The organism is Microbacterium sp. STRO-2N, assembly GCF_057747775.1.
Genome location: NZ_CM173223.1, coordinates 3,401,605 through 3,415,508, shown reverse-complemented (window position 1 = coordinate 3,415,508; position 13,904 = coordinate 3,401,605). Strand labels below are relative to the sequence as shown.

The 13,904-nt window shown below is 67.4% G+C and carries 12 protein-coding genes; 8 read left to right on the top strand and 4 right to left on the bottom strand.

Annotation, left to right across the window (positions count from 1 at the left end; translation table 11 throughout):
* Positions 1–19: 19 nt before the first annotated feature.
* Together AC3ANN_RS15760 and AC3ANN_RS15755 are read right to left on the bottom strand one after the other, a co-directional pair.
* Complete coding sequence (locus AC3ANN_RS15760) at positions 20–1,504, bottom strand: MFS transporter (protein ID WP_488338330.1); 1,485 nt, start codon at positions 1,502–1,504, stop codon at positions 20–22.
* Positions 1,501–2,778 (bottom strand): metal-dependent hydrolase family protein, encoded by a 1,278-nt coding sequence (locus AC3ANN_RS15755; protein ID WP_488338329.1) that lies wholly within the window; start codon positions 2,776–2,778, stop codon positions 1,501–1,503. The genes AC3ANN_RS15760 and AC3ANN_RS15755 overlap by 4 nt, the downstream gene beginning before the upstream one ends.
* 128 nt (positions 2,779–2,906) lie before the next feature.
* On the opposite strand from AC3ANN_RS15755, the gene AC3ANN_RS15750 reads away from it, so the two are divergent.
* Positions 2,907–3,905, top strand: coding sequence for an Lrp/AsnC family transcriptional regulator (locus AC3ANN_RS15750; RefSeq protein WP_488340848.1), 999 nt, complete (start codon positions 2,907–2,909; stop codon positions 3,903–3,905).
* Here AC3ANN_RS15750 and AC3ANN_RS15745 read toward each other — a convergent pair.
* On the bottom strand, positions 3,902–4,522 hold the full coding sequence (locus tag AC3ANN_RS15745) for a TetR/AcrR family transcriptional regulator (protein ID WP_488338328.1): 621 nt from the start codon (positions 4,520–4,522) through the stop codon (positions 3,902–3,904). The two genes, AC3ANN_RS15750 and AC3ANN_RS15745, sit on opposite strands and share 4 nt — an antisense overlap.
* Before the next feature lie 100 nt (positions 4,523–4,622).
* Here AC3ANN_RS15745 and AC3ANN_RS15740 point away from each other — a divergent pair, with 100 nt between their 5' ends.
* The 6 genes from AC3ANN_RS15740 to AC3ANN_RS15715 are packed head-to-tail and all read left to right on the top strand — an operon-like array spanning position 4,623 to position 10,254.
* Positions 4,623–5,477, top strand: a complete 855-nt coding sequence (locus tag AC3ANN_RS15740) for an enoyl-CoA hydratase/isomerase family protein (RefSeq protein ID WP_488338327.1) — start codon at positions 4,623–4,625, stop codon at positions 5,475–5,477.
* A gap of 49 nt (positions 5,478–5,526) precedes the next feature.
* Complete coding sequence (locus tag AC3ANN_RS15735; RefSeq protein WP_488338326.1) at positions 5,527–6,060, top strand: thiamine pyrophosphate-binding protein; 534 nt, start codon at positions 5,527–5,529, stop codon at positions 6,058–6,060.
* Entirely contained in the window at positions 6,060–6,650 is a 591-nt protein-coding gene (locus AC3ANN_RS15730) for a thiamine pyrophosphate-dependent enzyme (protein WP_488338325.1), read from the top strand. The genes AC3ANN_RS15735 and AC3ANN_RS15730 overlap by 1 nt, the downstream gene beginning before the upstream one ends.
* Positions 6,647–8,020: an aldehyde dehydrogenase family protein gene (locus AC3ANN_RS15725; protein WP_488338324.1), complete on the top strand. Its 1,374-nt coding sequence runs from the start codon at positions 6,647–6,649 to the stop codon at positions 8,018–8,020. Before AC3ANN_RS15730 ends, AC3ANN_RS15725 begins: the two co-directional genes overlap by 4 nt.
* A complete protein-coding gene (locus tag AC3ANN_RS15720; protein ID WP_488338323.1) occupies positions 8,017–9,225 on the top strand; it encodes a pyridoxal phosphate-dependent aminotransferase in 1,209 nt (402 codons plus the stop codon). Before AC3ANN_RS15725 ends, AC3ANN_RS15720 begins: the two co-directional genes overlap by 4 nt.
* 24 nt (positions 9,226–9,249) lie before the next feature.
* Positions 9,250–10,254 (top strand): hypothetical protein, encoded by a 1,005-nt coding sequence (locus AC3ANN_RS15715; protein WP_488338322.1) that lies wholly within the window; start codon positions 9,250–9,252, stop codon positions 10,252–10,254.
* Between the two features lie 62 nt (positions 10,255–10,316).
* Here AC3ANN_RS15715 and AC3ANN_RS15710 read toward each other — a convergent pair whose 3' ends face one another.
* Positions 10,317–10,502 carry a substrate-binding domain-containing protein gene (locus AC3ANN_RS15710; protein ID WP_488338321.1) on the bottom strand — a complete coding sequence of 62 codons (186 nt, stop codon included), beginning with the start codon at positions 10,500–10,502 and terminating at the stop codon, positions 10,317–10,319.
* A gap of 419 nt (positions 10,503–10,921) precedes the next feature.
* On the opposite strand from AC3ANN_RS15710, the gene AC3ANN_RS15705 reads away from it, so the two are divergent.
* Positions 10,922–13,882, top strand: a complete 2,961-nt coding sequence (locus AC3ANN_RS15705) for an AAA family ATPase (protein ID WP_488338320.1) — start codon at positions 10,922–10,924, stop codon at positions 13,880–13,882.
* Positions 13,883–13,904 lie beyond the last annotated feature (22 nt).

The following is a 13,904-nucleotide window of genomic DNA, read 5'->3' as shown; positions in this document are numbered from 1 at the left end:
GGTGAACGCCAGTACAGAGTCAGAGGTGGCTCATCGAGGTCGTCTCCGTTCCGACGACGACCACCCGTTTGCGCATCCTGCGGATGAGGAAGAACGCGGGGATCGCCGCCAGGATGAAGACGCATCCGATCGTGGCAATGTAGGCGAAGATGCCGGTTGCGGAATTGACCACGTCGCCGTCGACGATCGTGGCCGTCCCGCCGAGGATCGCCGACCCGACGAAGTTCATCGTCACCGAACCGACCGCGATCATTACCATCACCATGCTGGACACGGTTGCCTGGCGCTCGCGTGGGGCAAGGATGGAGGCGAGGTTGAAGCCGGAGGTGACGAGATTGCCGGCTGTCAGGCTGAGTAGGAACGAGGCGGGGACGGCTACCGCGAGGTTGTTGGGGCCGTCGCCGAAGAACATCAGCGCTGTAGCGGCCGTGCCGGTGAGGATCGCGATGCCGAGGCACCACGCGGGGCCGATGCGCTTGGCGAGGTAGCCGGCACCGATGCCGCCGAGAGCGATGCCGATCGAGGGGACGCCGAACAACAGACCAAGGGCGAGCGGGCTGGCGAGGCCGTAGCCGAGACCCTGCTCGGGGGACACGTCCACCAGCATGCTAATCAGCTGAAGCTTGCTCTGGTAGGCGCCGGTGCCCATCACCACGACGAGTAGCCCGAGCCCGAGCGCCAGCGAGATTCCGCGGATGTCGATGATCGGCTCCGGCCGACGGCTCAGCGCGAAGAACCAGAACAGCAGCGCAGCCACGCCGATCGCCAGGGCGACGAGCGAACCCGCACCGGCCCAGCCGAACACCTGTCCGAGACTGATGTAGCCAAGCACACCGGCCAAGCCGACCCCGAGGACGACGGCGCCGAGGACGTCCACTCGGCCGGGCGTACGAATGTGGCTCTCGGGAACGATCAAGCGCACCAGCAGCGCGGCGAGAATGGCGAAGGAAGCGGAGATGACGAACACGGCCTGCCAGCCGAAGATCTCGATCACCGGCTCGAGGATGAACGGTGTGGCGATGCCGAAGATGGCAGAGCCGGTCGTGACGATGCCGGTGACACCGAGGGCGAATTTGGGCGAGCAGATGTCACGGATAATCGCGACCGTCAGGAACAGCGACGCTACTGCCGCGCCCTGTAGAAGCCGTCCGACGACGAATACCCACAGGGTCGGTGCGAACAGGCACACGAGCCCGCCCAGCGCCGCCGCAAGCAAGGTGATAACGAGCACGCGGCGCTTGCCGTAGATATCGGCGCTCTTGCCGAGCAGCGGCGACCACATGGCGCCGGCGAGCATTGCGCTGGCCCCGATCCAGGCGAACTGGTTGGTCTCGAACGCGCGGGCGAGGTGGGGGAGCACGAACGTCGGCGCGGCCAGGACGCTGTCGACCATGACGTTGACGAGGATGAGGATGGACACGTAGCCGACGACGCGGGTTGTCCAGCGCTCGTGAAGCGGGACGGTCCGTGTGCCGGTAGTGAGGGGTGAGCTGGTTTCTGTCATCGGTTGCTTCTCTCTTCGTTGAGTCCATCTGCGGTCCGGGTGCCGAGACGGGTGGAGCGGACGACGCCCTGCTGAGCGACGAGGGTGATGCGCGCGGGGTCACCGAGCGCCCGGATATCAAGGAGTGGGTCGGTCGCGCACACCACGATGTCCGCAATCCGCCCGGGGCGAAGGGTGCCGAGGCGGTCATCAACTCCCAGAAGACGGGCGCTGGTCGCGGTGGCGGCTCGGATAGCGTCCATCGGCGACATGCCGAGCTCGACCAGATATGTCAGCTCGAGTGTATTCTCGCCGTGCGGAGTGATCCCGGCGTCGGTTCCAGTCGCGATCTGCGCCTTTTGCGAGATCGCGCGGGCGATGTTCTCCTTGGCGATCGCGTTCCAGCGCAGCTTCTTCTGGTACTTCCAGGGCGTGGTCTTGGCCGGATCGAGTGGCTGGAACACAGCGGAAAGCGTCGGCACAAGATAGGCATCCCGTTCGCCCAGCAGATCGATGCCCTCCTGGTCGATGCCGAAGCCGTGTTCGACCGAGCGGACTCCGTTGCGCAGGGCCGACAGAATTCCTGCCCGACCCTGCGCGTGCGAGGCGACGGTCCGTCCACCATGACGTTGCGCTTCGTCGACGACGGCCCTGATCTCCTCGTCGAGCAGACCCTGATCGTCTGGATCATCTCGAGCGCTACTGATGCCCCCGCTTGTGCAAATCTTGATCACGTCAGCGCCTGCCCGCAGCAACTCTCGTACCGCGATCCGCGCGCCTGTGACGTCGTCGGCGAGGATGCACGAGTCCAGATCGAGGTTCTTGCCGCTGGGAAGTGTGGTGTCGGCGTGCCCGCCGGTGTGGCTGATCACGGCCACCGAGGTCTGGATACGGGGGCCGGCGATCCGCCCCCCGACTACTGCGTCCCGATATCCAACAGCTAGCGCCCCGAGGTCGCGTACCGAGGTGATGCCAGCTTGAAGCGTCCGCTCCAGGCGACTGACTGTATCCAGTGTGGCTGCAACCGGGTCGGTCATCAGGGCAACCTCGATGATCGAGCGGTCGGACGGCATGCCGAGGTGCGTGTGGCAGTCGAACAGTCCCGGTAGCGCCGTGCCCCCGCGACCGTCGATCTCGTTCTGCCCGGGACGCCGAGCGGGTGCTTCGGACGCGGGGCCTGCATACGTTATGACTCCTGCTGCGTCCGCCTCCAAGACGGCATCCTCGACGACGTCATCGCGGACGCCATCGATAAGGCGGACGTTGCTGATCCGCAGAGCGGCTGAGTCTGGCATGGCGCTTAGTCCTTCAAATAGCGATCGTGACGGCGACGATAAGGTTGAGCGCGAGCGGGTGCGGCAAATTGCATGATTTCCTTTACACGTGACCTGTACATGCAAGAAAGGATCTCAAGGTGGCGCAGATGGGTGTGGACGAGCTTGACATCGCGATCATCGATGCGTTGCGTACATCGCCACGTGAAACGTGGCGCGATGTAGGGCTCGTGCTCGGGGTTGATCCCTCTACTGTGAGTCGTCGGTGGGCGCGGATGGAGGCCGCCGGCATCGCCTGGGTAACCGCGCACCCGTCAGGAGGGGCCACGCCGGTGTGCGCCCTCGTCGAGATCGACTGCCAGCCCGGCCGGTCGATCGATGTTGCTCATGGATTGGCTGCTGATCGTGAGGCGGCGACGATCAAGGTGACCAGCGGCGCTCGCGACGTTGTGGTGCTTGTGCAGACTGAGACTCTCGAGGCGTTGTCGACCTATCTGCTGGGGTTGGTGCCTCGCGTGCCCGGTATCGCCCGCGTGCGCAGTCATATTCTGACGCGCTCAGCGCTAGAGGTCAGTCGCTGGCGGGACGGCGCGCTGACCTTTGAACAGAAGCGACGGTTGAGGGGGCATCCGACGTCGGAGGCGTCGACGCCCGGTGTGCTGGACCATATTGACCGGCGGATCGTCGCGGCCCTGCACGAGAACGGCCGGATGCCATTGGAGCGGCTTGCTGAACGCAGTGGCGTAGGCTCGCTCGCGGTGGGACGGCGACTGACCCGTCTGCAACACGGAGGGCTCGTGACGCTGCGATGCGACGTGTCTCACGAACTTTCAGGACGCTCAGTGTGGGCGATGTATTTCGGCTCGCTTGATGTCCAGGATCTCCGCTCCGCGGAAGACCGGCTCCGAGCTCTCCCCGGGGTGCGCGCAGCAAGCTTTGCAGCCGGGCCGTTCAATGTCGTGATCGACGCGTGGCTGCGTTCTACGGCCGAGGCGCATGAGTTCGAATGGCGCCTGGGCCAGGAACTCCCGGAGCTGCGAATTCTGGATCGCACCGTCGTACTACAGATGGTGAAGCTGCTCGGTCGGGTGCTTGACGGTGATGGTCGCGCGGTGCGGACTGTGCCGTTGATGCCCGAGCGAGGTTAGGCGTACGCGCGCACGAAAGCGGCGACGCCGCGGTCGAGGAGACGGAAGATCTCTGCGTCGTCGGCGCCGGCGTCCACCGCGCGAAGACATAACTCGACCGTGAGGGCACTGAAGTGGCGGGCGGCGAGCTCCGGATCGTCGGTTCGCAATGCGCCGTCGTCCGCGAGCTGCGCGAAGCGTCTGGCGAGCATGCGCTCCGGCCGGTCGCTCGTGCTCGCCGCCAGGCTCGGTGCCGCGCGCTCGGCGGTCAGTCGCCGGAACGTCACGTAGTCCGACGAGGGGAATGCTCCGGCCACCACGCGTCGACTGAACGCCGAGAGTCCCTCGCCGAGGTCACGGCCGGGTGTCAGCTCCTCGTCGATGGCCGTGGCCACGGTATCGACGACGGCGGCGTGCACGCGTTCGACGACGCGAAGATACACGGTGCTTTTCTCGCCGAAGTGGTCGTACATCGTGCGCTTGGAAACGCCGGCCTGCGCCGCGATCACGTCCATGCTTGCCTTCTCGTAGCCGTCCGCGAGGAAGCGCGCTTCGGCGGCGTTGAGGATCGCGGTTCGTTTGGCCTCGGAGCGCTGGCGGCGGCCAGGGGTTTGGACTGCGGCGATGGCTCGGGACATGACGACCAGCGTAACCATTCCCAAAAGCACACTGATGGGTGTACTTTACAAGTCACGCGCCGGGCGTCAGCCCGCACGACCACGACATGGAGGCCGAACCATGGCATTCGATCCCGCATCCGAGTGGGAGGGCTACCTCGCCCCGCCCGCGTTCGAGGAGTACTCAGCGAGGTACGCGGACTTCTTTCGGATGAAACGCGAGGACGGCATCATCGAGATCCGTCTGCATACCGATGACGGTCCGTACGTGCACACCCACGCCGCGCACAACGTGTGGCCGCGGGTGTGGCAGGAGGTCGGCAACGACCCGGAGAACCAGGTGCTCATCATCACCGGCACCGGAGACAAGTGGATGGTCGGCAATCCGCGGCGGCACAACCCTCGCCCCGCCTCGGACCTTGATCCCGATCTGCTGTACCAGCGCTTCTACGACGGTTGGAAGGTTATCGAGAGCTTCGTCAGCAGCATCGACATCCCGACGATCGCCGTGGTCAACGGTCCCGGAGTGCACACCGAGTTCGCGGTGCTCTCGGACATTACCCTGTCGGCACCGGACGCCGACTTCATGGACCCACATTTCTGGCTGGGGACGGCGCCCGGCGACGGCCAGGCGCTGGCGCTCCAGGCGCTCATGGGTCCCAAGCGGGCCGCGTACTACATCTACGGTGCCAAGTCGATTCCGGCAGACAAGGCGTTGGAGTGGGGCGTAGTCAGCGATGTGCTGCCCCGTGAGCAGCTGCTGGATCGGGCATGGGAGCTCGCGCGCTTCATCATGAAGCGGCCGCGGTTCGCCCGCTGGGCCGCGCACAACATCCTCTCCCGTCCGCTCAAGAAGGCGGTCGCCGAGGACTTCGGGTTCCACATGCCTCACCAGTCTGTGGCGACCGTGGCCAGCAAGGCGCTCGTGCCCGATCCGGACCTCCTCAACGACTCTGAGGCGCGGACGCTGTTCTGATGCCCGTGGAATGCCCTACCGACTTCTCCCGACAAGGAATCACACACACATGACATACGCCGAAGCCGTCGCCGACGGCATCTGGGGTGCGGGAGCCGCGCGCGTGGGATACGTCCCCTCCGTGACGGTCGCACCCATCATCAACGCCCTCGTAGCGACCGACGGAGGAAGAGATGGTATCTCTGAGCGCGTCACCCCGCTCTCGCGCGAGGAGGAGGCCGTCGGCGTCCTCGGTGCGGTGGCGTTCACCCGCCGTCTAGGAGCGGTGGTAATGCAGGACAACGGCTTCGGAAACGCGCTGACGGCCCTCACCACCTTCGCCCAGTCGTACCACCTGCCGCTGCTCATTTTCGCGAACACGCGAGGCAGCCTCGGCGAGTACAACTCGATGATCCACTCGATCAGCCAGCCCACGCCCACCCTCCTGCGCGCCGTAGGTCTGCCCGTGATTGAGCTCGACCGCCGCAGCGGTGTGGATGACTGGCGGGACACGGTCCAGGAGGCGGGCGTCCACGCGATCATGACGTACCGGCCCGTCGTCGTGCTCGGGTCGTTCTGGAACACCGACGGAAAGGTCGCCTGATGAAGCGGATCGAAGCGCTCGAGACTCTCGCCGCTCTGACGACACGGCATCCCGTGGTCGTAACCTGCGCGGCCACTAGCCGTGAGCTGGCTGCCGTCAAGGACGCCGACAACCACCTGTACCTCCTCGACTCGATGGGCCTCGCTGGGTCCGTGGCGACCGGTCTCGCCCTGAGCCTGGACGACCGCCTTCCCAAGGTCGTCGCGATTGAGGGTGATGGTTCGCTTCTGATGAACCCCAACGTGCTGCCGACGGGCGGTTACCTGGCGCCGAGTAACCTTCTCCTCGTTCTGCTGGATAACGGCGTGTACGGATCGACCGGCGCACTCCCGACCTACGCGTCCCGCGTGGATCTTGCCGGTCTCGCGGCGGCCGCAGGCTGGATCACGCGCTCGGTCGACAACGTGGCGGGCCTCGAGCTCGCCTTCGAGGAGCTGCTGGACGTCGAGCGGCCGGCGTTCCTGTACGGCCGGATCGAGGAGGGGAATGCCCAGGGCATCGCCAAGCTTCTGGTCGATCCGGTCTCGCTCACGGGTCGGTTCTCCCGGTGGCTCCGTGACGTCCACGCCCATGATGGAGGGGTCGCATGAGCACCGCAGGCGTTGTCACGATCGACCCGACGAGCGGGGCGAAGCTGGACTTCCACCCGTACACGAGCGCGCGCGACGTCGATCGCGTGCTCGAGGCCGTGTCCTCGTCCGAGTGGGGCCGGAGCTCCGTCGACGACCGCGTGTTCGCGATTAGAAAGCTCGGTGAGCAGCTCCAGCGGGAGAGGAACCGGTTGGCTGCCCTGATCACGCGCGAGATGGGTAAGCCGATTCGACAGTCGCGCGCCGAAGTGGACAAGTGCGTGGCGACCTGCCGCTACTACGCCGACAGGCTCCCGGCACTGCTCGAACCCGAGACGTTCGACATTGACGGCGACCGCGGGATCGTGCGCGTACTGCCGCTGGGCGTGGTCTTCGCGATCCTGCCCTGGAACTACCCGCTGTGGCAGGTGATACGCGCGATGCTCCCCGCGATCGCGGCTGGAGACACCGTCGTACTCAAACACGCGGAGTCCGTCACCGGCACCGCGCGCGAGATCGAGCGAATCTTCGCCGACGCCGTCGGTCCCGACGTGCTGCGCGTGGTCGTGGTCGACGGAGCCACCGCATCCGACATCATCGATGACCCGCGCGTGGCGGCCGTTACCTTCACCGGAAGCGATCGGGTCGGCGCGCTCGTGGGCGCGCGGGCTGGCGCGGCGGTGAAGAAATGCGTCCTGGAGCTCGGCGGATCGGATCCGTTCATTGTGCTGGCCGACGCCGACGTCGAGGCGGCCGCGGCGGGCGCCGTGCGCTCGCGGTTCCTCAACAACGGCCAGAGCTGCATCGCCGCCAAGCGCATTCTCGTTCATCGCGACCTCCGGGACGCCTTCGCGGAGGCGCTGCGTCCGCACGTTGCGGCTCTGCGGGTGGGCGACCCGGCGGACGAGACGACCGACATCGGGCCGCTCGCCCGCCACGATCTGCGCGACACACTGCGAACGCAGCGCGATGACGCCCTCGCCTCTGGGGATGCTGTGCTCGCGACCGTGGCGGCGCCCGAGGACGAGCCGGGAGCCTGGTTCTCGCCGGCTATCGTCGAAGTGCGCCGACGGGACTCGATCCTGCTGACGGACGAGACGTTCGGGCCGCTGGGAGCATTGACCACCGCGGCGGATGACGACGAGCTAATCGCCCTGGCGAACGCCTCCCGGTACGGCTTGAGCAGTAGCGTCTGGAGCGCCGATCCCGATCACGCTATGGCGGTGAGCGCGCGGATCAACGCCGGCGCGGTGTTCGTGAACACCATCTCCGCCACCGACCCGCGCCTGCCGACCGGCGGTGTGAAGGCGAGCGGCTACGGGCGGGAGCTCGGCCGCTGGGGCGTGATCGAGCTCGCGAATCTGCAGGCTCTGCGGATCCGGGCGTCGTGAGCACGTCGTCGGTCTCCCGCCCGGCGGGCCGTCTCGCGCACGTCACTCCGTCGCGGATCAGGGCGATCTTCGACCGGGCCGCCGAGCTCGAGGCGGGCGGTGTCGAGGTGCGGCACTTCGAGATCGGCCGTCCCGACTTCGACACCCCCGAGGTTGTGAAGGAGGCGGCCGCCTCCGCCCTGCGGGCGGGTCGCGTGCACTACGGGCCGAACGCAGGAACGCCGGAGCTGCGAGTGGCGATCGCCGAGTACCTCTCCGCCGGGTCGCCCGTGGACTACGCCGACGAGGACGTGCTCGTGACGATTGGTGCGAGCGAGGCTGTCTTCCTCGCGATGATGGCGTTCTGTGGGCCGGGGGACGAGGTCATCGTTCCGGTGCCTGCATGGCCCGCGTACGAGGCCACGGTTCGCTTGGCCGGGGCGACCCCCATCTTTGTCCCGCTCGACCCCGCAGACGGGTACCGGCTGGATCCCGATCACCTTCGGCGTGCGCTCACGCCTCGCACGCGGATGGTCGTCGTGTGCACGCCGCACAACCCCACCGGCGCGGTGCTCGACCGTGCGAGGCTCGCTGGGATCGCCGATGCCGTGCGTTCGAGCTCTGCGCTCGTGCTGGCCGACGAGATCTATGCCGAGCTCGTGTACGAGCGCTCGCACACGCAGGTCGCCGCCGTCGGCGACCTGCGTGAGCGCACTCTCACGGTCGGGGGCTTCGCCAAGGCCTTCGCCATGGACGGGTGGCGCCTCGGATGGCTCGCCGGACCGCCCGCCCTCGTGGACGCCGCCCTCCTGGTGCGTCAGTTCAGCACGACCTGCCCGCCCACGTTCGCACAGGACGCCGCCGTGGTGGCCCTCCGACGGACGGCGGACGAACGATTCCGAATGCGGGCATCCTTCGCCGAGCGCCGCCGGGTGGCGCTCGATCTGCTGGCGGAGTCCCCCTCGTTAAGGGTGCCCAGCGCGGACGGGGCGTTCTACCTCTACGCGGCCTATCCGCCGGAGTGGGGGTCTTCGTCGGAGGTCGCCTCTCGGCTGCTCGAACAGACCCACGTGGCGGTCGTTCCGGGGACCGCTTTCGACCCGACGGGCGCTGGCGATCACAGTATCCGCATCTCTTATGCACGCTCCACCGATGAGGTCCGCGACGGACTGGCCCGCCTGCTGCAGTTTGCCGAGCATCTCGCCGACACCGCGACGACGCGGTGACGCACTGGAAAGAAGGATAGGAAGATGCCGACGACGGACGCCCCCGTCGTGCTCTCCGGTTACGGACCGGTGGGGCGCGCCTTCACCACCCACCTCGCTAAGCACGCCGGCACCCTCGCCGATGCTCACGGTGTCGGCCTCCGCGTCGCGGCGGTCAGGGTGCGTTCAGACGAGGCTCGGCTGCGACCTGGCGATGCGGTGCCTGAGAGGGCGCTGTGGGGCTCGGTCGCGCCCCTGGAGGAGACGCTCGAGGCGACGGGTGCTCGGGTTCTGGTGCAGGCAATCCCGTCCACGCCGGAAGTGCGCGAGCTCGCCGCCGCCGAGGCGCTAACCGCCTTGGAGCGCGGCATCCATGTCGTGACGGCTACCAAGGTCCATTTGCTGAGCCACTGGGCGCAACTGGATTCGGCTGCCCGCCGGGGAAATGCGCTCATCCGGATCTCGGGTGCGACGGGCGCGGCCCTTCCGGGCGGGGACCTGGCGCGAACGGGAGTTCGCGGACTGGGTTGCGAAACCATCCGTGCCTGTCCAAATGGAACGGTCACCTATATACTCGATCGCCTCGCCGGCGGCTCGTCGCTCGGTGAGGCGGTTGCTGAGGCTCAAAGACGAGGGATCGCGGAAGCCGACCCGTCGGCAGACCTGACGGGGGCAGACTCGGCGACCAAGGTGAGGCTGCTCGCGGCCTTGCTTTGGGGGTGGAACCCCGCCGCGACCGTCGTAGACGCCGAGGCTGTCGGCGAGACGGCGACGGCCCACGCGACGACCGTCATGCGCAGCGGCCGCCGATTGCGAGCAGTAGCGACGGCGCGATATGACGAGCCGATGCGCGTGCAGGTACGACTTGAGCCCACCGAGCTTGGTGATCCGCTCTTCGCGCTCGAGGGTCCAGAGAAGGCGATCGTCTTCGGCTGCCCCGAGGCCGGAGACATTGTGGTGAGTGGTGGCCGGTCGAGCCCGATCGGCGCAGCGCTTGCGATGGTGAAGGACGCCCTCGAAGTGACGGCTCCCCGCGCCGGGTTCCGCTGACGTTCCCTCGCGGCGGCGGAGTGATCAGGCCGCCACCTCGGCTCGCGTCGCGATCGAGTGGCTCAGCCCGTTCGGCTTGAGCTGCGAACGACCAGCTGAGGTCGAAGGATGAGGTTCTTTGGCTTCCGACCAGCTTGCACATCCGTCAGCATGGCGAAGGCGCGAAAGCCGACTTCCTTAATAGGGCTTTTGACGGAGGTGAGTGGCGTTGTCATGCTCGCGCCGAGCAGCGTGTCGTTGTAACCCACGATTGAAACATCGTCGGGCACACGCAGACCCCGTCGCGTAGGGGGGCTAGCGCGCCGATCGCGGCGAAATCGTTCATGGCAAAGACTGCGTCATAACAGCCGATGGATGCGAGGAAGGTCACTCGTACCCCAGCCGTGAGAGTCACTTGGAACGAACGGCCTGTGGCATGGGCTAACGAAGGGTAATTGCCGGTCAATGGGAATGCACGCAGGCACTTTCTGTGAAACTCGTTTCGAGTTCGACAACTTAAGCGTAGTCTGGGGTAATGCGCGGGGGTCTGGAGCGCTGGAAGCGGGGTGTCGGGTCGCAAGGGGTTCGGCAGGCGATGGCCTACGCGTTCCAGGGCTCGTGTGACTCACACCTCCGCTCGACCGGCGTAGACGCACTCGCCGGCTACAGCCAGCCAGCGTCGAGCGGTGTGACCCGGTTCATCGTCGAGGGCGGGACTGTCTCTTCCGACGTTCTTGACGAGGAGCGGCTGCGTCGCTGGGTGGACGGGCTCGACCCAGATACGGGCGAGCGGCGGGGTCGGGATCTGACCTCCCCGGATGCGGATCTGATTCTGGATGGCACGATCAACGCGCCGAAGTCGTACAGCATCGCCGCTCTCGTCAATCCCGACCTGGCGCGTGAGTTCGAGGCGCTGCAGGACCGGCTGCGGGACCGCATCATCCGGATATGGCAGGCAGAGTTGAACGCGCGCCGTGGCGCTGGCGGTCGCATCCGGGAGGCGCTCCACCGCATCGAGGTCGTCGAACTGCAGCATCGGCGGTCACGGGCGCTGGACCCGCACATCCACCGGCACCTGTGGCTGAACGTGAAGGTGCAGGGCGTCGACGGGAAGTGGTCGAACGTGGACTCCCGGGTCGCGATGAAGATGCACACCCTCATCAATGCCGAGGGCGAGCTGGCCGCCCGCACCGATCCGGAGTGGCTGGCCGCGCTTGCCCGCCACGGATACAGGCTGGATGCGGACGGGGAGATCGCGGAGCTCGCGCACGCGGTTCGGCCGTTGTCCCGGCGGTCCACGCAGATCGAATCCAACCGGGCGGTGCTGCTGGCCGCGTGGCACGCCGACCACCCGGGGCTCGAGCCGAGTCCCGACGAGCTGCACCGCATCGATCGGCTGGCGTGGGCGACCGCCCGTCCCAACAAACCACACGCACTGGACGAGTCCGCGTGGGAAGACCTCATCGCCGCCGAGCTCGACACCATCGACCCTGCCATCCGCGAGCCGCGCGGACCCGTCGTCATTCGGCCGCCCGCGCTCGCAGAGCTCGAGCTGGCACTCCTCGCGGCGCAGGCGGTGGTGGAGGCGGATGCCCGGTCCGCGTGCTGCGGCGGCAGGTTCAGCCTGTTCGATGTGCGAGCGGGCGCTACCCGCGCGGTCGCGGCATCCGGTGTCGTCGCCTCCCGTACCGAGCTCGAGCATGTCATCGAGGAGGTAACGAATCGCGCGCTCGAGATGACCATCGACCTGCTCGATGATGAGGATCGTCCGGCGCACATCAAGGGCTTCATGGCGGTCGCAACCGCGACCCTGAAGGTGGACCTCGCCGCACGGTTCGATGCCCTCACCCGCGCCGGCACGCCTGCCGAGACCGGGATGGTCGCGGATGCCGCAGCTCAGGTGCTGTCGGACGAGGTGACTCTCGACGAGCCGCAGCTGCACGCGGCGGCCGCGATCGCCGGAACAGACCGGCTGGTGTCGGTCACCGGACCCGCCGGGGCAGGAAAGACCACCATGCTCCGCGTCGCGAACACGGCCTTGGCCAAGCAGGGGCGTCGGATGGTGGTGGTCGCCCCCACGAAGAAGGCAGCGTCGGTGGCGGGCCGTGAGATCGGCGCGGCCACGTCGAGCCTGCACGCGCTGCTCGCCGACTACGGCTTCCGGTGGGGACGTGACCAGGCGGGCGCCGAAACCTGGACCCGCGTGGCCCCCGGTGATTTCGACCCAGCGACGGGGCGTGTCTGGGAGGGGCCGCGGCGGTTCCCGCTGAGTGAACGGGACCGGGTGGTGGTCGACGAGGCCGGGATGGTGGACCTTCATACTGCGAACGCCCTCGCTATCGTGGCGGCCGAGACGGGCGCGGGGATCGCGATGGTGGGTGATCACCTCCAGGCTCGCCCGGTCGGCCACTCCGGAGCGATGGCGTGCCTGACCCGACGGGCGACCGCCGTCGTCGAGCTGACCGCGGTACTCCGGTTCCGCGACCCGGAATACGCCGAACTCACGCTGCGAATGCGCGAACCCGCGACCAAGGACGCGGCATTGGCTGTCGCCGGCGAGCTCGAACAGCGCGGTCTCATCCATCGGGTGCCGGATCACATGGGCGCACGCGAGGCGATGGTCGACGCGTACTTCCGGTGGTCGCGGGAGCGGCGGCGAGTCGCGTTGGTGACGAGCACGAACGAGGAAGCCGACGCCATCAACGAGGCCATCCAGCAGCGGCGCCTGGACCAAGGTGAACTTCACCTCCACCGCATCGCGGTCGGACAGGGAGAGCAGCGCCTGCTCGAGGGTGACATCGTGCAGACCCGGCGCAACGACCGCGATGCAGACGTCGAGAACCGCGCCCAATGGACCATCCGACGCATCCACGCCACCGGCATCGACCTGGCAACCCTCGCCGACAGCGCCGACACCCGAACCGTCTCCCACGAGTACGCCGCCGACCACGTCCACCTCGCCTACGCGTCGACGGTCCACGGCATCCAGGGGGAGACCACTGACGCGGCCATCGTCGGACCCAGAGTCGACGCCGCGGGACTGTACGTCGGGATGACCCGAGGCCGCAGCCACAACGAAGTCATCGCCATCGCCCACACCCCGGCAGCAGCGCGGCAGCAGATTGCGGAGAGCATGCTCCGCGGGCTGCCCGAGGTCAGCATCGACGACGCCATCCGTGCCGCGCGCACCGAGCTCGGGCGGGCTGCCCGCGCCGCGGAAGGCAATCTAGCCTGTAGCGCGGACGGCGAAGACAGCCTGGATGGCGCCGGGCGAGTGCTTGCAGCCACCGAGGGCAGCAACGCTGTGGGCGGGTCGGACGTCGGCGAGGAACTCGAACGGCGCCTTAGTTGGTTTCGCGACGTCGCTCGAACCCTCCTCCGGCTGGACGCCAGAATCGCATCACTGAACGCATGCATCCACGCGCGAGGCGACACCCACTCCTCACCCGGGGCATGGGAGGAAGCGCGCGAGCGACTGCGCGCGCAGTACGACGCGAGCTCGCGTGAATTCATCGGTCAGCTTCGCCGGCGCAATGAGCCGACCGAGTCGGCGCTGCGCGAGGGGACCCACGCCACTCGGCTCCCCGCAGCGTCAACATCCACGGTGGTCGCGGGCGCAGGCCGTAACGTCGGCCCGTCCATTAGGTGATGTCTCCGAACCGAGGAATTCC